This window comes from Streptomyces sp. NPDC041968, from assembly GCF_055589025.1.
Map to the genome: position 1 here is coordinate 152,752 of NZ_JBVJCB010000010.1, position 20,689 is coordinate 173,440.

General features: G+C 70.9%; 11 protein-coding genes and 2 pseudogenes. 4 read left to right on the forward strand and 9 right to left on the reverse strand.

Annotated elements, in window-relative coordinates; all coding sequences use genetic code 11:
* Positions 1–26 precede the first annotated feature (26 nt).
* The 3 genes from ACZ6EG_RS24455 to ACZ6EG_RS24465 all read right to left on the reverse strand — a co-directional run bounded on the left by ACZ6EG_RS24455 (position 27) and on the right by ACZ6EG_RS24465 (position 7,258).
* Entirely contained in the window at positions 27–2,792 is a 2,766-nt protein-coding gene (locus tag ACZ6EG_RS24455) for an AAA family ATPase (RefSeq protein WP_469607847.1), read from the reverse strand.
* A gap of 368 nt (positions 2,793–3,160) precedes the next feature.
* Positions 3,161–5,935, reverse strand: coding sequence for an AAA family ATPase (locus ACZ6EG_RS24460; protein WP_469607564.1), 2,775 nt, complete (start codon positions 5,933–5,935; stop codon positions 3,161–3,163).
* A gap of 612 nt (positions 5,936–6,547) precedes the next feature.
* Positions 6,548–7,258: an RraA family protein gene (locus ACZ6EG_RS24465; protein WP_391969239.1), complete on the reverse strand. Its 711-nt coding sequence runs from the start codon at positions 7,256–7,258 to the stop codon at positions 6,548–6,550.
* 438 nt (positions 7,259–7,696) lie between these two features.
* Between ACZ6EG_RS24465 and gndA the strand changes: the two genes are divergently transcribed.
* Positions 7,697–9,139: an NADP-dependent phosphogluconate dehydrogenase gene (gene gndA, locus ACZ6EG_RS24470; protein WP_391969240.1), complete on the forward strand. Its 1,443-nt coding sequence runs from the start codon at positions 7,697–7,699 to the stop codon at positions 9,137–9,139.
* A gap of 1,600 nt (positions 9,140–10,739) precedes the next feature.
* On the opposite strand, the gene ACZ6EG_RS24475 is transcribed toward gndA, so the two are convergent.
* Positions 10,740–11,507: an SDR family NAD(P)-dependent oxidoreductase gene (locus ACZ6EG_RS24475; RefSeq protein WP_391969242.1), complete on the reverse strand. Its 768-nt coding sequence runs from the start codon at positions 11,505–11,507 to the stop codon at positions 10,740–10,742.
* Positions 11,508–11,626: 119 nt separating this feature from the next.
* On the opposite strand from ACZ6EG_RS24475, the pseudogene ACZ6EG_RS24480 reads away from it, so the two are divergent.
* From ACZ6EG_RS24480 to ACZ6EG_RS24490, 3 genes and pseudogenes are all read left to right on the forward strand, one after another.
* Positions 11,627–12,425 (forward strand): annotated as a pseudogene (locus ACZ6EG_RS24480) (IS5 family transposase).
* Positions 12,426–12,487: 62 nt separating this feature from the next.
* Positions 12,488–13,108: pseudogene (locus tag ACZ6EG_RS24485) on the forward strand (ISAzo13 family transposase); the annotation flags it as partial.
* A 354-nt stretch (positions 13,109–13,462) separates the two neighbouring features.
* A complete protein-coding gene (locus ACZ6EG_RS24490; RefSeq protein ID WP_391969243.1) occupies positions 13,463–14,860 on the forward strand; it encodes an MFS transporter in 1,398 nt (465 codons plus the stop codon).
* A gap of 42 nt (positions 14,861–14,902) precedes the next feature.
* Here ACZ6EG_RS24490 and ACZ6EG_RS24495 read toward each other — a convergent pair whose 3' ends face one another.
* The 5 genes from ACZ6EG_RS24495 to ACZ6EG_RS24515 form a co-directional block, all read right to left on the reverse strand.
* On the reverse strand, positions 14,903–16,891 hold the full coding sequence (locus tag ACZ6EG_RS24495; RefSeq protein ID WP_391969244.1) for a helix-turn-helix domain-containing protein: 1,989 nt from the start codon (positions 16,889–16,891) through the stop codon (positions 14,903–14,905).
* A 109-nt stretch (positions 16,892–17,000) separates the two neighbouring features.
* The gene (locus ACZ6EG_RS24500; protein ID WP_469607572.1) at positions 17,001–17,801 is read right to left on the reverse strand and encodes a 3-hydroxybutyrate dehydrogenase; all 801 of its coding nucleotides are present in this window, start codon (positions 17,799–17,801) and stop codon (positions 17,001–17,003) included.
* Between the two features lie 54 nt (positions 17,802–17,855).
* Entirely contained in the window at positions 17,856–18,335 is a 480-nt protein-coding gene (locus tag ACZ6EG_RS24505; protein WP_356606793.1) for an NUDIX hydrolase, read from the reverse strand.
* A gap of 68 nt (positions 18,336–18,403) precedes the next feature.
* Complete coding sequence (gene lnt, locus ACZ6EG_RS24510) at positions 18,404–20,017, reverse strand: apolipoprotein N-acyltransferase (RefSeq protein WP_391969246.1); 1,614 nt, start codon at positions 20,015–20,017, stop codon at positions 18,404–18,406.
* Between the two features lie 84 nt (positions 20,018–20,101).
* Positions 20,102–20,656, reverse strand: coding sequence for a hypothetical protein (locus tag ACZ6EG_RS24515; protein ID WP_391969247.1), 555 nt, complete (start codon positions 20,654–20,656; stop codon positions 20,102–20,104).
* Between the last annotated feature and the right edge of the window lie 33 nt (positions 20,657–20,689).

Sequence of the window (20,689 nt, forward strand, 5' to 3'; positions counted from 1 at the left end):
GTGCCGGGTTCACGGTTCGTTCGGCGTCACAGTTGTCGGCGCGAGGTGGCGCCGAGCTTCCCGAAGATCTTGCGCAGGTGCCATTCCACGGTGCGCGGGCTGACCACCAGCCGTGCGCCGATCTCGGGATTGGTCAGACCTTCACGCACCAGCCTGACGATCTGCACCTCCTTGGGCGTCAGGTCGGTCTCGGCGCTCCCGGCGATCGTACGGACGGTCTCACCGGCAGCGGCCAGTTCGCCGGCGGCGCGTCGTGCGAAGGCCTCCATGCCCATGGTGGTGAACAGCTCGTGGGCACGGCGCAGTTCCCGCCCGGCCGCGTCCTCGCGTCCTCTTGCGCGCAGCCATTCGCCGTACACGAGGTGGGCGCGGGCCGACTCTCCGCGGAGCCGGGTGCGGCCGAGGGCGTCGATCGCCCGCAGGTAGTGGCTCTCCGCCTCCCCTTCCCCGGCCAGGAGAGCGTGCGAGCGGGCTTCGATGCCCACGGCCCAGTCCGTGCCGCTCGCCCGGGTCAGCTCGGTCAGACGGGCCAACGCGTCAGCGGCGCGTCCCGGTGCGCCGGCCCGGGCTGTCGCCTCAACGTACTCAACGAGGGACCACACCGGAATGCCCATTTCCAACTGGTCGTACTCCCGGCTCGCCAGGTCGGCCGCGTCCGCCGCCTCCTCGTACCGGCCCAGACCGTTGTAGAGCAAGGCGCGCGCCCACCTGCTGACTACCGGACCCACTCCTTCACCACGACGCTCCACTCCGTCGTCGGCTCGTCTGCTCAGTTCGAGGCACTCGCTCTCCTGGCCCTTCCAGGCTGCGACGAAAAGCGCGCCGTAGATGGGCGCGGCCGTTCCCACCGCCTCCGCCACCGTCTGCGCCTCCTCCGCCAGCGATGCGCCCTCGGACAGTTCACCGTCGAGGACGTGCACCACACAGCGCATGGTCAACGCGAAGGGCAGCGCCGTGGCCTGTCCGGCCTCTCGCGCCAATTCGAGATGACGAGCGGCCAGCACGGACATGGTGGCGTGATCCCACACTCCCACGGCGGTCACGCAGATCAGCCACAACCAGCGCAGTCCCTCCGCCGGGGACAGGTCCGGCTGCGTGAAGGCACGCAGGGCCCGGCGCAGGTGTGGCACGGCCGCGGTATGACCGTCCAGGACGCGTACCGCCAGGCCGTCGAGCAGGAGGTCCGTCGGGCGAGGCAGCCGCGGTGCGGGGATCTCGCGGGACGCCCTGGCCGCTTCGTACTGGCCGTTGTCGCCCGCCCGGGGACCGGCGAAAATGGCGGCGTTCACCACCTCCAGGTACGTCTCCCGGGCCAGCGCTACGTCGTGATCAGCAAGCTGGCCGGCAGCCTTGAGCAGAAGACCTGGAGCCTCACTGCCCCGGTTCGTGGTGAACGCGATCCTGGCCCGGAGCAGATCGGCCTCGACACGCCGCCGTTCGTCGACGAGGCCCGTCTCTGCCAGGGACAGCAGTGTCAGTGCCCGGTCGGGGTCACCCGCCTCGTGGGTCGCACGCGCGGCCGACAGTGCCCGGGCCCGTCGGAGGTCGGAGTCCGGCGTCAGTTCCACCGCACGAGCCAGGAAGGCGGCAGCAGCCGCGGACCCGCCACGCGTCTCGGCCCGCCCGGCCGAGCGTTCGAGTTCCGCCGCGATGGACTCGTCGGGCCTGGATGCGCCGTGTGCCGCATGCCAGGCGCGGCGGTCGGGATCGGCTGCGGGGTCCGTCACATCGGCCAGAACGCGATGCATACTGCGTCGTTCGGCGGGCGAGGCCGCCCAGTAGACGGCCGAGCGCACCATGGGGTGGAAGAAGCGCACCCGGTCCCCGATCTTGAGAAGCCCGACTCCCACGGCGTCCATGGCGGCCTCGGGGTCGATCCTCAGCCTCCTCGCGGCGCGCCACAGCAGAGCCGGTTCGCCCGTGGGGTCCACCGCCGCGGCGAGGAGAAACGACCGGGACTCCACCGGAAGGCCCGCGATCCTGGTCTCGTAGGCGTGCTGGATGCGAGCTCTGACGGGCTGGACGCTCGGCAGGCCGAAGCCGCCGGCCAGCGCGGCCGACGTCGACGACCGGGACAGTTCCAGCAGCGCCAGCGGATTGCCCCGCGACTCGGCGAGGATGCGTCTGAGCACGTGCTCGTCCCACGGGCCCGACAGCAAGGACCGCAACAACGTGTTCGCGTCCCGATCGGACAGTCCCTCGACCAGCAGCTCCGGAAGGCCGGCTGGTTCGGCGACGCCCGCTCGCTCGCCGTCCGGCAGCCGGGCCGCGAAGACGATCGCCACCGACTCCGCGTGGAGGCGTCGAGCCGTGAACGCCAGAGCCTGCATGGACGCGCGGTCCAGCCAGTGAGCATCGTCCACCACGCACAGCAACGGGCGCTCCTGGGCCACCTCCGACAGCAGCCCGAGGACGCCGAGGGCGACGAGGAAGCCGTCGGGAGCCCGTTGCGAACCCAGGCCCAGGGCACCCCCCAGGGCATCGCGCTGGACCGCCGGAAGTCGATCAAGACGGTCAGCCAGGGAGGCACACAGCTGGTGGAGCCCCGCGTAGGGAAGCTCCATCTCCGCCTGCACGCTTGTGGCGCGGACGACGTGGAACCCCCGTGCCCTGGACACCAGGTACTCGAGCAGCCTGCTCTTCCCCACTCCCGGCTCACCCCGGAGCACCAGCGCACGGCTGTCACCGCCGCGCACGGCCCCGATCAGCCCGTCCAACGCAGCGCATTCACGGCGGCGGCCCAGGACCGCCTCCGCGGCCCCGGGCCGATCGTTCGGCCGGTACTCACCCATCACGTCCCGCCCGCGGTTCGACCGGCGAAGAGAGCGGGACTGCCTCGTCTGCTGGGACCCCGTGGACACGCGTGTACCTCCATCGTAGGCCCGGGTGACCCGCCGGACGGGAACGCCGGCCGCCGTCGTCTCGCACCCTCCGGTGCCAAGTCGGCACGAGGCTGTCGGGCGCCGAGGCCGCGAGGCACTCGGGGACAATGTCGGGGCCGTGCTTCCGACCCGGACCCACTGTCGTCCGAGAGGGGCCCCGTGCGCATCAGTCGAGCGACGGCGCAGGACGAGCGGCCCACCGGGGGCGCCGACGGCCTCGACGCGCCGATCCCCGGGACATACGCCGACCGGTGAAGTCCTGATCGGAGGAGATTAGGTCAGTCGACTGCTTCGGGGACGGCGTCGCCGCTTCGCCCGGGGGAGCCGGCTCCGCTGGCTGCGGTTCCTGCTCGCAGTGTGGCCAGCGCTGCCGTCAGCGCACGGCGGCTGGTGATCCCGAGGCGCGGGTAGATGCGGTACAGGTGAGCCCCGACGGTACGGTGTGAGATGAACAAGCGCTGTCCGATCTCCCGGTTGCTCAGTCCTTGTGCGGCCATGACCGCGATCTGCATTTCCTGTGCCGACAGGGGGCTACCGCTGCCGGCGGGCCGCGGCCGGCCCGTTTCGCCTGCGGCACGCAGCTGCTCGCCCGCCATCTCCAGCCAGGGCCGGGCGCCGATCCGCTCGAACTCGTCCCGGGCCAGGCGCAGCGGCTTGCGGGCCTCCACACTGCGACGCCGGCGGCGCAGCCAGCGTCCGTGATGGAGCTGCAGCCTGGCCCTCGTGAGCGTCCAGCCGCTGGGCAGCGCGCCGAGCGCGGCGATGTAGTTCTCCTCGGCGGTCTCGTCCGGGCTGAGTACGGCGGCGACGTAGGACCGTGCGACCGTCATCATCTCCGAGGGCAGCTCGCGGGCGAGCTCCGGCAGATCGGCGAGCAGCCCCCGGGCCTCTTCGACGGTGTCGGCGGCAACGGCGGCGTCCGCCAGGTCCGGGACCAGCAACCAGCGGCAGACCGAGTGGTAGTGCGGGTCACCCGGTGCGAACGCGGCCGCCAGGGTCTCGTATGCCTCGGTGACGCGGCCGTCGAAGAGCGCCAGCAGACCGTCAACCTGCTGAGCCCTCGCGGCGGCGAACGGCATGCTGGGGAAGAGGCGGTGGGCGCGCATCTCCCGGATCGTCCGTGCGGACTCCTCGGTCTCACCGTGTAGGGCTGCCACCAGACCGACGTTGGCCTTGAGACTGAGCCACATGATCCATTCGCCCGTCTCCTCGGCCAGCGCGAGCCCTTCAGCCGATTCCTCACGCGCCTGGTCGAGCTGACCGAGATAGGACCTCGAGTAACTGGCGGCCAGGGAGCGCGCGAGCAGTCCGAGCCGGCCCTGCGACCGCCAGGCCGCCACCGCGGGCGACAGATATCCGACGGCGCGGGTGACATCGCCCAGGCCCATGGCCCCGCTCCCGAGAAAGTGCATGCTCCGGCCGTCCTCGTGGTCCGGCTCCAGGGCATCGAGCCGCGCCAGCACCTGCGCTCCGTACCGGTAAGGCTGCGCGTAGGCCCGGACCGTCAGCACATGCGGGGCGTTGGGCTCGGAGTTCCAGCGGTCGAGCTCGGTTGTGACGCGGGCCCGTACCCGCGCGTCGCCGTCCTGGAAGAAGCACCGCGCCGCAGCGCGCCACAACAGGTCCTTGGCCACATCCTGGGCTCCGGCGTCAAAGGCACCTGCGGCAGCCTTGACCATCTCCTCGATGCGTCGTTCGGGAGCACCCGGCTCGAACGCGGCACTGTCGGTGACCACCATGAGGCGGGCACGCTCCACCGGCCCGAGCGCGTCCATGTCCGCACGGTCCAGGAGCATGCGTGTCGTGATGCGGTCGTTGATCTCGTCGGCCAGCTCCGCCGCTCGAATCATGATGCCGGTCCGTCGGTACGGATCGCGCACGAGCTCGGCCGCTTGACGCAGGGCCGGTACCGCGGCCGCCAGCTTTCCCCGGGCCTGCATGGTGTCGGCGGAACGCTCCAGCCGGTCGGCGAGCGCGTCGTCGGGCCCGATGGCCGCCGCCGCCTGGTGGACGAGCTGCCGGTCCGGCGCGTCGTCCAGTGCTGCGGCGAGGGCGCTGTGCGCCCTGAGACGGTCGGCGAGTGGCGACCGCGTGTAGACCGCCGAACGCATCAGGGGGTGCCGGAATGCAGGAGTACGCCCGTTCAGAACCAGCAGACCGGCGTCGATCGCTTCTTGGAGCGCGTGCAGGGAGACCGGCGAGCCGCACAGGTCGCGGGAGACGTTCAGAACGGTGTTCAGCGGTGCCGTCGGCTCGCTGGCCAGCGTCAGCAGCAGTGCTCGGCACTCCTTGCTCGCCGAGTCGGTGCGTGACGCGAACGCGGCCTCCAACCGCTGGGTCAAAGGCAGATCACCCCCCGTCTGCCCCTGACTGCGCCGCACGGCCTTGGGCAGCTCCACGAGAGCAAGCGGATTTCCCACAGCACGGTTCAGGACGAGCGAGCGCAGGGGGGCCGGAAGGTCGGGCGCCTCCGCGTCCAGCAGCTCGGCGGCGGCATCAGGGCCGAGCGGATCCAGCCGCATGTCCGGACGGACACCCATGCTGTACTCCTCAGCGGAGTCGACACGGGCGGCGGCGAGGAGCAGGATCGGCAGATCGCTCATACGCCGAGCGACGAACCGGAGCACGTCCCGGCTGGAGGGGTCGACCCACTGCAGGTCGTCGACGAGGAGCAGGAGGGGTTGCCGGTCGGCCGCGTCGGCCAACACCTCCAGCACGGCGAGTCCGACGCGGTGGATGGGTGGATCAGCCTCCGTGGCGCCGAAAACGCCGTTCAGTGCCTGTCGGTGCACGGCCGGCAAGTCCCGGATGCCGCGAGAGGCGCCCTGCAGCAGCAGTTGAAGCGCGGCGTAGGGAAACCACTGCTCGGTCTCGACCCCGGAGGTGCGAAGCACCCGGAAATCACTGCGTGCGGCTTCGTCATCGAGAGCCCGCAACAGAGTCGACTTGCCGACACCAGCGGGGCCGTATGCGAGCAGCGCGGTGCCCTGCCCGTCCCCCGCATTACGCAGGAGCGCGTGGAGGATGCGCATCTCCCCATCCCGGCCGATCATCGCTTGCGCTCCCACGCCAGTCCTCGGACCGGCAACGCGGGCATCGACCCAGCCGAGTGTTCCCAGTCGACCACGTTGTCCCCCATAGCACCACATCTTGCGGTACGTGCAAGGGCGTCGAGACTTCGGCGGCCCCTAGCACTCATCCTGTCACGACGACATCAGTCGAGTGACTCTCAGATGACTCGCCAGGCAGTTGACCCTCACGATATACCGCTCCAAAGACCGAGCCGTAGGGGGTTTCCGCCGTCGAGCAGCCGGCCTCGCCCGGCCGATTGCCGACGTGCAGGTGGAAGGATGCGGTGCCCGAAGGGCGAGGGTGCGGAGACGAGGTGCCAGACGCCTCAAGGCGATGCCCTCGTGAGAGAGGACGTCACCTCGAAAGACCTGGACGCGCTCGAACAGCAGCGTTTTGCGTGGCGGTGGAGATGTCGTGCTGACGGAGGCCCGGTTCCGCGCTCGCAGGCCGGGACCGCACCTCCCGCGGGCGGTTCCGACCCGCGGGCTCCATGCCGACGCGTATGACCCGTCGCGACACGTGCAGGCGTCGCACGGCTTCGCGGGCTGCCGTACCGCTACGACCGGACAGCCGCGTCGATACGGGGCGGACGGTCAGAGCGCCCGCGCTGTACGAGGTACGGCTTCCTCTCGGATCTGCCGAAGGAACCGGGCGTCCTCGGCATCGACCTCGCGTGCCGTCTCGAGCACGAGCTGCCAGCTGTCGGCCGGCACAACCACAGCACCGGCGGCATCACAGAACACGTAGTCCCCGGGGGTGATGCACACCCCGGCGAACTCTACGGTGGTGTTCGCGGCGTACGGCATCACCGTGTCACCGCCCCAGCGAGTGGACTCCCCCCGGCACCAGGTGGCGAAGTCGTATCCGCGCAGCTGCCGGAAGTCCCGCAGCCGACCGTCTGCCAGCACTCCGGCGAGACGGTGGTTGGCGACCCGGGACAGTTTCGTACCGCCTCCATGAGACACCTGCGGGTGGCCACCGCTGGAGAGCACCAGCACCCTTCCGGACGGGTCGTCGCCGACCGCCTCGTAGAAGAGGTCGGCGAAGGTCTTCGACGCCTCTTCCACGTCGTCGCGCCAGGGCATGAAGGACACGGTCGCGGCCCGCCCGAACAGAACCCGCTCCGGACATGGGCTGACCAGCGGCAGTACATGGGCTCGGTGGCGATGCACGCGGCCCATGGCGTCCACCAGGGCGGCACTGCCGAGAGCCGCCAACTCCGCCACGAGGGCGTCTTCGCGGGAGCCGTCGGTCCCCGCGGCGCCCGCCGTCGGCCGGCCGAGGGGGTGTGTGTCGTGGGACATTCTTCCTCCAGGGCCGTGGGCGCGACAGTACGCAGAAGGTGACAGGGCGGGCGGCGGATGTGTGACAGGGCGCAGGACCCCCCGGCGAAAATCGTCTGCTAGTCCACGGGGACCGTAACGGTCGGCAGGGCGCAGGTGGTGGCGCCCGTGACGTGCCCGAACCTGTGTCTCCCGGCGCCTCTGGGCTGCGCGGCCACGATAAGCCGCCCCTCCCTGGCAAGAAGCGTGCGATCCCGCGAGTTGTGAGTTGGCGACTCTGGTAGCGTGTTCGATGTACCACGAACATCGAACATTGGATATCCGGGGAAGATCCCACCACAGCCGGTTTCACGCTCCGACACCTCTGCTTCGCCTCCCGACCCGGGAGGCGGCGAGGCTCATCGAGGCGGTCACCCAGGGTCTCCCCTCTTCATCGACGACCCAAGGACCAACGCCACCATGCAGGCAACCGCACACATCGGTGTGACCGGACTCGGCGTGATGGGCCGCAACCTGGCCCGCAACTTCGCGCGCCACGGATACACCGTGGCCCTCCACAACCGCACCGCGTTCCGAACCCAGGCACTCGTCGACGACTTCGGTCACGAGGGGGCCTTCGCCCCGGCTTCAACGCCAGAGGAGTTCGTCGCGGCGCTCGAGCGTCCCCGCCGACTGATGATCATGGTCCAGGCCGGCGCGGCCACCGACGCCGTGATCGAGGAGTTCGCCCCGCTCCTTGAGCCGGGAGACATGATCATCGACGGGGGCAACGCCCACTTCACCGACACCCGCCGCCGCGAGGCGAGCCTACGGGAACGCGGTGTCCACTTCGTGGGCGCCGGCATCTCCGGCGGTGAGGAGGGCGCTCTCAACGGCCCCTCGATCATGGTGGGTGGCTCCGCAGAAGCCTATGCCGTCCTCGGTCCGATGCTGGAGGACATCAGCGCCAAGGTGGACGGCGAGCCGTGCTGCGCCCATCTCGGCACCGACGGCGCCGGACACTTCGTGAAGATGGTGCACAACGGCATCGAGTACGCCGACATGCAGCTGCTGACCGAGGCCTACGACCTCCTCCGCCAGGCCGCGGACTACAGCCCGCACGAGATCGCGGACATCTTCCGGGCATGGAACCGCGGCCGCCTCGACTCCTATCTGGTAGAGATCACCGCGGAGGTCCTCGCACATACCGACACGCACACCGGCGGCCCGTTCGTGGATGTAGTGGTGGACAAGGCGGGCCAGAAGGGCACCGGCCGTTGGACCGTGCAGACGGCGCTGGATCTGGCGGCGCCGGTCACCGCGATCGCGCAGGCCGCCTTCTCCCGCGCTGCGTCCGGGCGGCAGTCCCTGCGCGAGGCCTACCGTGGTCTGCCCGGCGGGCTCAGGGTGCCGCTGAGCCGTACCGAGGCCGCCCAGTTCGCCCGCAACGTCGAGAGCGCCCTGTACGCGTCGAAAGTCATCGCCTACGACCAGGGCTGGACAATGATCCAGAGCGCGGCGGCCGAGTACGGTTGGAACATCGACCTCTCGACGGTCGCCCGGATCTGGCGGGACGGCTGCATCATCCGAGCGGCGTTCCTCGACCGGGTCCGCTCCGCCTACGCGGCAGACCCGGGCATGAGCAGCCTGCTCGTCCAGAAGGACTTCGCCGAGGAGATCGCCCAGACACAGGTGCCCTGGCGGGAGACGATCGTCGCCGCCACTCGCCGCGGCGTCCCCGCCCCGGCCTTCACGGCGGCGCTGGCCGCGTACGACACCCTGCGTGCCGAGCGTCTGCCCACGGCTCTGATCCAGGGCCAGCGGGACTTCTTCGGCGCGCACGCCTATGAGCGCGCCGACGGCCCCGGCACCTTCCACACCCACTGGGGAGAACCTGGCCGTCCGGAAACCCGGACCGGGTAGCCCCTGCAGAAGGCAGCACGGTCTCACCGCCGGATGGACAGGGCTGGCCCACGCCACGCACGGGGAACCCGCCAAGTCCTGCAGGAGCACGACTCGTGCTGCGGGACCGATCGGTCACTCGCCAGAGAGGACGGAGGCCCATGCCGTGAGTTCGTCAGAGCAGCCGTTCGGTGGCGTTTCGATCCCGAGACGGGTTCCCCGCACCGGCTGAGCCGACCCGCGGGACTCGGCTTCTACCCGCGCCAAGACGTCCGGGGTAGCACATCTGTCACTCCTCCCCGAACGGACGCAGCGGGCGGCGGGCGGCCTGGCCAGTCCGGGGCTGAGCATCGACGTGGTCCCCCGGTGGGCGAGGAGCCTGATCACAGCGGGGAAGACCCAGGAGACCCGGGCCTGCACCAACCACCTCATCGAGCGGTGCCGACACGTCCTCGCGGCACCACTCCGCTGCTGGAGCGGTCGTGAGGGCGGTACGCAACGGACGCCGGCACACGTGACGTGCTGAGCACCAAGGTATTCCCGATGTACGGCACCACCATCATGCTCACCGCGCTGCTGAGAGCGGGTCGGTTCGGGGGCGTCCGCCCCCCGGTGTGAAGCCGGACGGTCTCGCTGCCGACAAGGCATACACCAACGGCCCCGTCCGCGAATACTTGTCGCGTCGGGGAATCCGGCACACCATTCCGGCGAAGACCGACAGTCACGCTGCCCGCCTGCGCAAAGGCTCGCACGCGGACGGCCGCCCGGTTTCGACGAGGAGCGGGGGCGGGAAGCGCGACACGGGCGATCAAGCGCCTGAAGCAGGCTCGGGCGGTTGCCGCTCGGTACGACAAGCGCGGTTACGTCTTCCACGGCACCACGACCGCGGCAGCCTGCTGCCTGACTCCGCATGATCAGTCGGACAAGATACCTAGTGGCTGTCGAGCCAGCGGCGTGCCCCCCCCCCAGGCTCAGGCGTGCCCCCAGGCTCAGTGGTGGCTCGTCCGGCTCGTCCATTGTTCCCTCCGCCACCGCCTCGGCCCACCGCCGCAAGACCTGCGAACGATGCGGCTTCGTCAGCACGGAGGTGCTGATGTCCTGCTCCCACGTCGTCGGGAAGCACAGGACGTTTCCGTCGAGCGAGAGCATGCGGAACTCAGGGCGGCAGGGTGCGCTGCCGAGTAGGCCAGCAGCACCCTTGCCCATGATGTCCCCCACTCTGGAACACGACGCAGAACCACCGATGCGGGCGGTTCTCCTCCGGCCGGAGCGCGAGCAGGAACCTGCGGTCGGTGTCGTAGACGAGCCCCCTTCGACCGAGAGGCGGTACGAGTCGGCGTTGGCCCTTTCGGACAGTTGCGGTTCGAGGATGCCGAGCATGGCCTCGACGCGCTCTTCCTCGGGAGGGCAGCTCGGTGCCTGCCCGGTGACGATGGGCGGAATGAGTCGGTCGGGTCCGGTCCACCCCCCTCCACGATGCGCTTCCTCGGCACCGCCACCGCAGCAATCGCGGTCGCCCCCGCTCTGCACATGATCGCCCGGACAGGTTCTGGCTGGGCGAGGAACCGGCAGACTCGCTGGGCGGTCGTCCAGTCCCGCCGTCGGGCCGGCCAAGTGCGGGTCAGATGAGTTCCAGCCCGCCGTCGACGGTGATCACCTGGCCGGTCGCATGACGCCCAGCCGGATCGGCCATCCGGAGGATCCAATGGGCCATCTCGTGGGCGCTCGCGATGTGGTGGGTGGGGATACGCTCGCGCTCATAGGCGTACATGTCGTTGGCGGCTTCGGGCGTGAGGCCCGCGTGCAGCATGACATCGGTCCGGGTGGGGCCGGGAGCGACGGAGTTGACGCGGACGCCTTCGGCCGCGAGCTCCAGGGCCCAGCTCTTCGTCATCTGTTCGATGGCCGCCTTGGTGGCGGCATAGTGTGCTCCACCCGCCATGGGGCGATGCCCGTAGGTGCTGGAGAGGTTGATGATGGTTCCGGAGGTCCTGCGCAGATGCGGCAGGGCCGCATGAGCCAGCAGGCTCGGGGCGACGATGTTCAGGTCGAGCAGATCGACGACGGTCTGCTTGTCGGTCTCGGCCAGCGGCATGACCGCTGTGGCGCCTGCGTTGTTGACCAGGTGGTCAAGGCGCCCATACCGCTCCACGGCAGCAGCGACGATCTTGGCCGGCGCACCATCAGCGCGGATGTCGATGGCCATGATGTCGATGTTCTCGTGAGCCTCGGCTGTTTCCTTCAACGGCTCTTCGCGGCGGCCCACGCCGAACACGTGTGCACCGGCCTCGGCGAAGGCGACAGCTGTGGCCCGGCCGATCCCGGACCCGGCGCCGGTGACGATCACGCCATGCCCTGAGAAGTTCGAGTTGTCGATGTGCTCAGGCACGAGTACTCCTTATTCGATGTTCGTTGTACGTCGAACATCATGAGCCGCCTTCGGTGCTCTCGTCAAATCTGGAACTAAGACGCCATTTCAGTTGGCGTGATCTTGCGCAGTCTGGGGTGATGACTGCTGCGCTTGTCGAGCGGATGGCGCCGGAAGAGCTGTGGACGTTGTTTCAGCGGGTGGTGCCGCCTGCACCGGTTCGTCCGCAGGGTGGTGGGCACCGGCGGCGGGGGGATCGTGAGGTGCTGGCCGCGATCGCCTTCGTGGCAACGTCGGGTTGCACCTGGAACCAACTTCTACCGGGCTTCGGACTGTCGGGCGTCACCGCCTTCCGCCGGTTCACCGAGTGGACCGAGGCCAGGGTGTGGGCCAGGCTCCACCGCCTGGTCCTTGACGATCTCGGAGCCCCAGGCGAGCTCGACTGGTCACGGTGCGCGATCGACTCCGTCAGCGCCCGAGCTCTCAAAGGGGGCACCTGACAGGACCGAATCCGACCGACCATGGCAAGAAGGGATCGAAAATCCACCTCATCATGGATCGCCAGGGCCTGCCGCTGTCGATCGGCATCTCCGCCGCCAACCTCCATGACAGCCAGGCCCTCATCCCGCTGGTTCGCGGCATCCCGCCCATCCGCTCCCGCCGCGGCCCGCGACGCAGACGGCCGGGCAAGCTGCATTCGACAAGGGCTACGACTACCGCTTCCTGCGACGACGGCTCGCATCCCGAGGCATCCGGCACCGTCTCGCCCGCAAGGGTGTCGAGTCCTCCCGGCATCTGGGTCGGCACCGCCGGGTCGTGGAGCGGACCGTGTCATGGCTCTCCGGCTGCCGACGCCTGCACCGCCGCTACGAACGCAAGCCGGAACCCTTCCTCGCCTTCACCGCGACCCCCATATGCCACCGCAGACTCACCAAGTGACATGACGTCTTAGGGCTTGCCGGGAAACAAGTCGTGGCTTCCAGCTGTGGGGCTCGTTGTTCTTGGGGAGACCGGAGGGGATCGAGGCCGTTGTGGCGGCGAAGTCCCAGGTGTTGTTGCCGCATCTGGACGAGCGTCAGCGTCGGCTGGCCATGGGGGCGGAAGCACTGTCCCTGGGGCATGGCGGCATCAGGATCGTCGCCGCTGCGGCCGGGGTCCGGGAGGCCACGGTCTCGCGTGGGGCGACTGGACTGGATTCCGGTCAGGCCCCGTTGGGGCGGGTGCGTCATCCCGGCGGAGGGCGGAAAAAGGCGGTCGAGCTGAATCCTGGGCTGCGGCCGGCGCTGCTCGCACTGGTCGAGCCCGATGAGCGGGGCGATCCGATGTCGCCGCTGCGCTGGACGACGAAGTCGACCCGGAAGCTGGCGGCGGAGCTCACCCGCCAGGGGCACCGGGTCTCCGCCGACACCGTTGCCGGCCTGCGCAGGGAGGAAGGCTTCAGCCTGCAGGCCAACGCCAAGACCTTCGAAGGTGCTCAGCACCCCGACAGGGATGCCCAGTTCCGCTACCTCAACGAGCAGGCACGAGATCTCAGGGACGCCGGTGACCCGGAGATCAGCGTGGACAGCAAGAAGAAGCTGATCGGCGACTACAGGAACGCCGGGCACGAATGGCAGCCTGCCCTTGGGCGTCTCGAGCTCTCAGGTCCCGCTCCATGCTGGACGAGGCGACAGCGGCTGACCGATCGGTCCCGGATGACGGACTTCAACGCAGCGTAGTCAGCACCAAGTCAGCATGGGAGGGGTGAGGACGGGTGATGACATGGGGTTTCAGTCAGCACCGAACTGCACATCACAGACACCGCTCGTTCTGCCCCCTTCCAGGCCGCCGAAGCGCCTCTCGGTGAGCACGCATGGGGACTGCGCGCATAGCTCGCCTCCGAACTATGGTGTCCCACCACATACGCCTCTGACCTGCACCTTCCTACGGTATGGCGACACGCAAACGTCCCCGTCACACCCCAGGAAGTGGTGCCGATGTCGTCGCCCGCAGCCGCTCCACCAGCTCCGAACAACCTCAAGCGCATCGTCGCCGCGTCCCTCATCGGCACCACCATCGAGTGGTACGACTTCTTCCTCTACGGTTCCGCCGCCGCCCTCGTCTTCAACAAGCTGTTCTTCCCGGACTCCGACCCCCTGGTCGGCACGCTGCTGTCGTTCCTCACCTATGCCGTGGGTTTCGCGGCGCGTCCCCTCGGCGCCCTGGTGTTCGGGCACTACGGCGACCGGCTCGGGCGCAAGAAGCTGCTGGTGCTCAGCCTGCTGCTGATGGGCGGGGCGACCTTCGCCATCGGGCTGCTGCCCACGCACGCCACCATCGGCACGACCGCTCCCGTGCTGCTGACCGTGCTGCGGCTGGTCCAGGGCTTCGCGCTCGGCGGCGAGTGGGGCGGAGCCGTCCTGCTGGTGTCGGAGCACGGGGACGCGCGGCGGCGCGGCTTCTGGGCCTCCTGGCCGCAGACCGGTGCGCCGGCGGGGCAGCTGCTGGCGACCGGTGTGCTGTCGCTGCTGACGGCCCTGCTGTCCGACGCCGCGTTCAACAGCTGGGGCTGGCGGATACCGTTCCTGCTCTCGGGCGTCCTCGTGATGGTCGGTCTGTGGATCCGGCTCTCCGTCGACGAATCGCCCGTCTTCAAGCAGGCGTTGGCACAGGCCGAGACGCGCAAGGCCGAGGCCGAGCCGCTCCCCCTGGTCGCCGTCATGCGGCACCACTGGCGCGACGTCCTGATCGCGATGGGCGCGCGGATGGCGGAGAACATCAGCTACTACGTCATCACGGCCTTCATCCTCGTCTACGCCACGACCGCCGCCGACGTGTCCAAGCAGACCGCGCTCAACGCGGTGCTCATCGCGTCGGCCGTGCACTTCGCGGTCATTCCCGCCTGGGGCGCGCTGTCGGACCGGATCGGCCGGCGTCCCGTGTACCTGCTGGGCGCGGCCGGGGTCGGACTGTGGATGTTCCCGTTCTTCATGCTGATCGACAGCGGCGGCTTCGGCAGTCTGCTCCTCGCGGTCACCGTGGGCCTGGTGCTGCACGGCGCGATGTACGCACCCCAGGCGGCCTTCTTCTCGGAGATGTTCGCGACCCGGATGCGCTACTCGGGTGCCTCCATCGGCGCGCAGTTCGCCTCGGTCGCCGCCGGTGCGCCCGCACCCCTGATCGCCACCGCGCTGCTCAGCGCGTACGACAGCTCCACCCCGATCTCCCTCTACGTCATCGCCTCGGTGGTGCTGACGCTGATCGCCGTGGGTGTGGCCAAGGAGACCCGCCACCGCGACCTCGCCGAGGTCGAGCCGTCCCCCGCGGACGGGGACGGGGTCAGCCAGGAGGCGGAGGCGGCGGCCTCCCGCGCACCGGGTGCGCGCAGTCTCTGACCCGCTCCGGGACCGGCCCCCGCCCGCCCGTGCGTGCAGGGGTCAGTGCTGTGTCGGTGTCGTCGGTGTCGTCGGTGTCGACAACCGGTGGAGTCTGAGGGCCAGTTGGATCTCCAGTGCGCGGTCGGGGCGCTGCCAGTCCTCGCCCAGCAGGCGGCCGACGCGCTCCAGCCGCTGGGCGACCGTGTTCACGTGGACGTGCAGTTCGTCCTTGGTGCGGGCGGGGCTCATGCCGCAGGCGAAGTAGGCGTCCAGGGTGCGCAGGAGTTCGGTGCCGCGGCGCGTGTCGTAGGCGACGACCTGGCCGACGGTGCGCTCGACGAAACCCGTGACGTCCTGGTCGCCGGCGAGCAGCAGGCCCAGGAAGCCGAAGTCCTCGGCCGCGGCGCCGTCACCGGAGCGGCCCAGCAGACGCAGGGCGTCGAGGCAGCGTCTCGCCTCGGTGTACGCGGTGGCCACCGCGTCGGGGCGGGCGGCGAGGTCCTCCACGGGGGCCGAGGCTCCGACCGTGACCGCCTCGTGGACGGCCGTGCCGAGGTGCCGGGCGGTACGGCGGGCCAGGTCCGTGGCGCCGTCCCCGGAGATGAGGGGAAGCAGCAGCACGGTGCCGCCGTCGCGTGCGGCGGCCAGCCCGTGGCGGGTGGCGGCGAGGTGGGAGGCGGCGGCCCACAGGCGTCTGCGCGCGTCCGCCTCCTGGTCGGCGTCGGGTGCGGTGGCGTCGAGGCGGGCGGCGAGCACGACGTGCGTGGCGTCCAGGTCGGCGCGCAGCCGGCGGGCGCGGTCGCCCAGAAGGCGGGGGTCGCGGTCGCGGGCGTCGAGCAGGTCGTCCAGCAGCTCGCCGCGGACGCGCTGCTCGGCCTCGGCGGCGGAGCGACGGGCGAGCAGCAGGAGGGAGGTGACCATCGCCGCGCGTTCCAGGGTGCGCTGGTCGACGGGGTCGAGTCCCGGGTGGCCGCGCAGGACGAGGGCGCCGAGCAGTTCGTCGCCGGCGGCGACGGCGGCGATCCAGTCCGCCTGGTGGGGCACCGCGTGTCCCTCGGCACGGGACGCCTCCAGGGCGTGCGCCGGTGCCGCGGCGGCCTCGGTGAACTCGACGGTGCCGTCCAGCACCTGGGAGACGGCGGCGGCCACGTCGTGGACGCCTCCGCCGCGCAGGACGAGTTCGGCTAGCCGGTCGTGGACGTCGGAGGCGCGCTCGATGACACCGCTGCGGTCCTGGATGATCTCGTTGGCCCGCTCCAGGTCCGCGAGGGCCGAGCGGGTCTCGGCGAGCAGGTTCGCGGTGTCGATGGCGGCCGCCGCGAGGGCGGCGAAGGAGCCCAGCAGGGCGATCTGCTCGCGCTCGAAGACGCGGGCCCGCCGGTCCGCGGCGAAGAGCACCCCGATGACGTGGTGGCCGAGCATGAGGGGGACGCCGAGGATCGCGACGAGGCCCTCGTCGCTGACCCCCGCGTCGATGGTGCGGGTGTGCTGGAAGCGGGCGTCCTTGAAGTAGTCGTCGGTGACGTAGGGGCGGGCGGTCTGGGCGACGAGGCCGCCGAGCCCCTCGCCCATGCCGAGCCGCAGCTGCTGGAAGCGCGCCGCCACCGAGCCCTCGGTGACCCGCATGTAGGTGTCGCCGCGGACCGGGTCGTTGAGGCTGAGGTAGGCGACGTCGGTGCCGAGCAGCGAGCGGGCCCGCTGCACGATCGCGCGCAGTACGGCGTCCAGGTCGCGCAGTCCGGCCAGGTCGTGGGCGGTCTCGAACAGCGCCGACAGCTCGGCCTCGCGGCGCCGGCGGCCCTCCAGCTCCGAGCGCACGCGGAGCGCGAGGCGCTTGGCCTGTTCGAGCGCGGCGAGTCGCTCCGCCGGTCCCCCCTCGGCGCGGGCCAGCAGCTCCGGCTGCTCGTAGGCGTCGGCGGAGGCGCCCCGGGCCAGCAGTTCGAGGAAGGGTGTCTCGACGGCGGCGGACCTCCGGTCCGCGGCGTCGCCAACCGGCGCTCCGGCATCGTGGACGGAGCGCTCGGCGGACTGCAGGTGATCGCGGGACATGCTCACAGGATTCCCCATCGCACGGTCGCCTTGGCAGCCCTGTGGACAACCCGGGGCGGGCGGTCCGGGTTGTCCACAGGGCTGCCGGGGACGCGGGCCGGCACGCGGTTCAGTGTGCGGTCCAGCCGCCGTCCAGGACGAGTGAGGTGCCGGTGACGAAGGAGGCCTGCGGGCCGCACAGGTAGGCCACGGCCTCGGCGACCTCCTCCGGTTCGATGAGCCGGCGCAGTGCGCTGTCCCGCAGCATCACGTCGGTCAGTACCTGCTCCTCGGGGATGGCGTGCGCCCGGGCCTGGTCGGTGATCTGCTTCTCCACGAGCGGTGTGCGCACGTAGGAGGGGTTCACGCAGTTGGAGGTGACGCCGTGGGCGGCGCCTTCGAGGGCGGCGGTCTTGGACAGGCCCTCCAGTCCGTGCTTGGCGGACACGTAGGCCGCCTTGTAGGCCGAGGCCCGCAGCCCGTGGACGGAGGAGATGTTGACGATGCGTCCCCAGCCCTGCCCGTACATGTGGGGCAGGGCGCCGCGGATGAGGCGGAAGGGGGCCTCCAGCATCACGGTGAGCACGGTGTGGAAGACGTCGGGCGGGAACTCCTCGATGGGCCGCACCAGCTGGAGTCCGGCGTTGTTGACGAGGACGTCGGTGCCCGCGGCGGCGCGTTCGGCGGCGTCCAGGTCGGTCAGGTCCAGGACCTGGGTCTGCACGTTGCCCGGGAGGTCCGCGCAGCTCTCGGCGAGCGCGTCCAGACCACCGGCGTCCCGGTCGATCGCTCTGACCTCGGCCCCGGCCGCGGCCAGGCGCCACGCGCAGGCACGGCCGATGCCGCCGGCGGCGCCGGTGACGAGGGCGGTACGGCCGCCGAGGTCGAGCGAGGGGGCGTGGGGGGCCGGGAGGACACTGGGCGAGGTCATGCTCCGACCCTAGGGAGGGCCCCCCTCGCACCCCATGTGGGCACGCCCCATATTTCAGAGGCAGTCAGTGGTCTCGAACCATGTGGGTGCGTCGGACAGCGCCTGCTTGATGCGGAGCTGCCCGAACGGCCCGAGGTCGGGCAGCGCGTCCACCGCGAACCAGCCGACCTCCAGCGACTCGTCGTCGTTGACCCGGGCCTCCCCGCCCACGGCCCGGCAGCGGAAGGTGATGTCCATGAACTGGCAGACGTCGCCGTTCTCGTACGTGACCGGGTTCAGCGCCTGGACGAGCACCAGGCGCTCCACGGCGCAGCGGACGGCGGTCTCCTCCTCCACCTCGCGCACGGCGCAGGCGGCGGGCTGCTCGCCCGGGTCGGGGATGCCACCGATCAGCGACCACCGTCCGTTGTCGGATCGTCGGCCGAGCAGGACCCGGCCCTCGTCGTCGAAGACCACGGCGGTGACTCCGGGGAGCCACAGCAGCTGATGCCCGGCGGTGGCGCGCAGGTCGAGGAGGAAGTCGGGAGTAGCCATGCCCCCGACCCTAACGGGGCTCCCGGGGCTCCCCCGGTGCCCCGGCGGGGCGTGCGGTCGGCGTACGGCTACACGCCACGGGCGCGCCGCCCGCGCACACCCGCGCCGAGGGCCCAGCCGAGCCCGCCGGCCGCGACCAGCACCAGCGCGATCTCGGGCGCCACGCCGAGCCGGGTGGCGGGGGTCAGGGAGGAGCGCAGAGGTACCTCCTGCACCAGGGAGTCCGCCACGAACATCCCGGTCCTCTGGGTGATTCTCCCGTCCGGCATGATGATCGCGCTCACGCCGCTGGTCACCGGCACGGTGACCGTCCGGCTGTGCTCGACCGCGCGGACGCGTGACATGGCGAGCTGCTGGTAGGTCATCTCGCTGCGGTCGAACGTCGCGTTGTTGCTGGGCACGGAGATCATCCGGGCACCGTCGGTGACCTCGGAGCGCACGGCCCAGTCGAAGGCGGCCTCGTAGCAGGTGACGAGCCCCACCTTGGTGCCGGCCATGGTGAACACACCCGGCTCGGTGCCCCGGCTGAAGTCCTGGCTGACCATCGAGGTCCAGTCGTCGTTGATCGCCCCGATGAGCGAGCGCAGCGGCAGGTACTCGCCGAACGGCTGGATCTGCCGCTTGTCGTAGGTGTCGATCGGGCCCTTGTCCGGGTCCCACAGGATCTGCTCGTTGAGCAGTTCGCCGTCGCGTTCCACGACGCCGCCGACCGAGACGGGCGCGCCGATCGCCTTGACGGCGCGGTCGATGACCGCGCGCGCGTCGGCGTTGGCGAACGGGTCGATGTCCGAGGAGTTCTCCGGCCAGAGCACGAGATCCGGCCGGTCGACCTTCCCGGCCCTGACCTCGGCGGCCAGCCGCTCCGTCTCGCGCGCGTGGTGGTCCAGGACGGCCCGGCGCTGGGCGTTGAAGTCGAGGCCGGCCCGGGGCACGTTGCCCTGGATCACGGCGACGGTCGCGGTGCCGTCCTCCGCCGCGTCGCTGACCAGGGGTCGGGCCGCCACGGCGCTCACGACGGGCACGGCCACGCAGAGCAGGGCCACCGCCGCCGTGCCGCGCCGTACCTCGCGGGTGCGGCGCGCCCGCACGGCCCACCGCGCCGCCTCGGCGAGGCCGAAGCCGCACAGGACGACCGCGAACCCGAGGACCGGGGTGCCACCGACCGCGGCGAGCGGCAGGAACACGCCGTCCGCCTGCCCGAAGGCGACCTTGCCCCAGGGGAAGCCCTCGAAGGGCACTCGCGCGCGTGCGGCCTCCCCGGCGGTCCACAGCGCGGCGGCCCACAGCGGCCACCCGGGAAGCCTGGACACCGCGGCGACGCCCGCGCCGACCAGTGCGAGGAAGATCGCCTCGATCACGGCCAGGGCGAGCCAGGGGCCGGGGCCCACCTCCACACCGGTCCACACCAGCAGCGGCAGCAGGAAGCCGAGACCGAAGAGGTAACCGAGCCCGAGGCCGGCCTTCCAGCCGCGCCCGCGCAGCACCCAGCCGAGGACGGCGAAGGCCGGCAGGGCCAGCCACCACAGGTCGCGCGGCGGGAAGCTGACGTAGAGCGCCACTCCGGAGAGCGCGGCGGCGGCGGCCGGGAGGAGGCGCGGGAGCCGGGCGGCGACGCGCGCGGCGGGCGTGGTCCGCGGCTGCGTCCGATCCGACTCGCCGACGGAGGTTGCGGTGGCTGTCACCCCCCGGAGTGTACGGCGGGTGAGCGCGCCGCCGACAGCACGGTGGCCCCGTGACCGGGCCGGACGCGCTGTCCGGCGCGGGGCCTACGGCGCGGGCTCGGCGGACGGGCCGGGGGCCTTCGGGCGCAGCCGGTTCTTGATGACCTGGACGGCCGCCTCCGCGTCGTCCACGGTGATCGTGAAGGTGTGGCCGTCGCCCAGGCGCAGGATCAGGCCCTCCCCGCGCCGTACGACGACCGCGGTGCCCTTCTCGGGCCTCCAGCGGTATCCCCAGCCGCCCCAGTGACGCGGGGTGACGTGCGGGGCGAACTCCGCGCCGACCACCTGGGAGAGCGGGATGCGGCGACGGGGCACGCCGATGTGGCCGCAGCGCACCTCCAGGCACTCCTCGTCGACTCTCAGGGCGACGTGCACGAAGGCCAGCGTCCCGAAGAGCACGAGGAGGCCCGCCGCGATGCAGCCGACGACGGCCATGGCCAGCGGGGCGACGCCCGACTCCCAGGCCGACTCGACGGCCAGCGCGATGCCGAACGCCACACAGGCGGCGCCGATGAGCGCCAGCAACCACTGGACCCGGTTGGTGGCGCGTCCGGTCCAGACGTCCGGTGGGGGGATGGTCTCGCCGTGGCGATGCCTCATGGTTTTGAGGTTACCCAGGTTTCGCTGCGCGGG

Coding starts and splice junctions, on each gene's coding strand:
- gndA (WP_391969240.1), top strand. CDS start 7,697: ATGCAGGCAACCGCACACATCGGTGTGACCGGACTCGGCGTGATGGGC.
- ACZ6EG_RS24515 (WP_391969247.1), bottom strand. CDS start 20,656: ATGAGGCATCGCCACGGCGAGACCATCCCCCCACCGGACGTCTGGACC.
- ACZ6EG_RS24495 (WP_391969244.1), bottom strand. CDS start 16,891: ATGTCCCGCGATCACCTGCAGTCCGCCGAGCGCTCCGTCCACGATGCC.
- ACZ6EG_RS24465 (WP_391969239.1), bottom strand. CDS start 7,258: ATGTCCCACGACACACACCCCCTCGGCCGGCCGACGGCGGGCGCCGCG.
- ACZ6EG_RS24460 (WP_469607564.1), bottom strand. CDS start 5,935: ATGATCGGCCGGGATGGGGAGATGCGCATCCTCCACGCGCTCCTGCGT.
- ACZ6EG_RS24490 (WP_391969243.1), top strand. CDS start 13,463: ATGTCGTCGCCCGCAGCCGCTCCACCAGCTCCGAACAACCTCAAGCGC.
- ACZ6EG_RS24455 (WP_469607847.1), bottom strand. CDS start 2,792: ATGGGTGAGTACCGGCCGAACGATCGGCCCGGGGCCGCGGAGGCGGTC.
- ACZ6EG_RS24500 (WP_469607572.1), bottom strand. CDS start 17,801: ATGACCTCGCCCAGTGTCCTCCCGGCCCCCCACGCCCCCTCGCTCGAC.
- ACZ6EG_RS24505 (WP_356606793.1), bottom strand. CDS start 18,335: ATGGCTACTCCCGACTTCCTCCTCGACCTGCGCGCCACCGCCGGGCAT.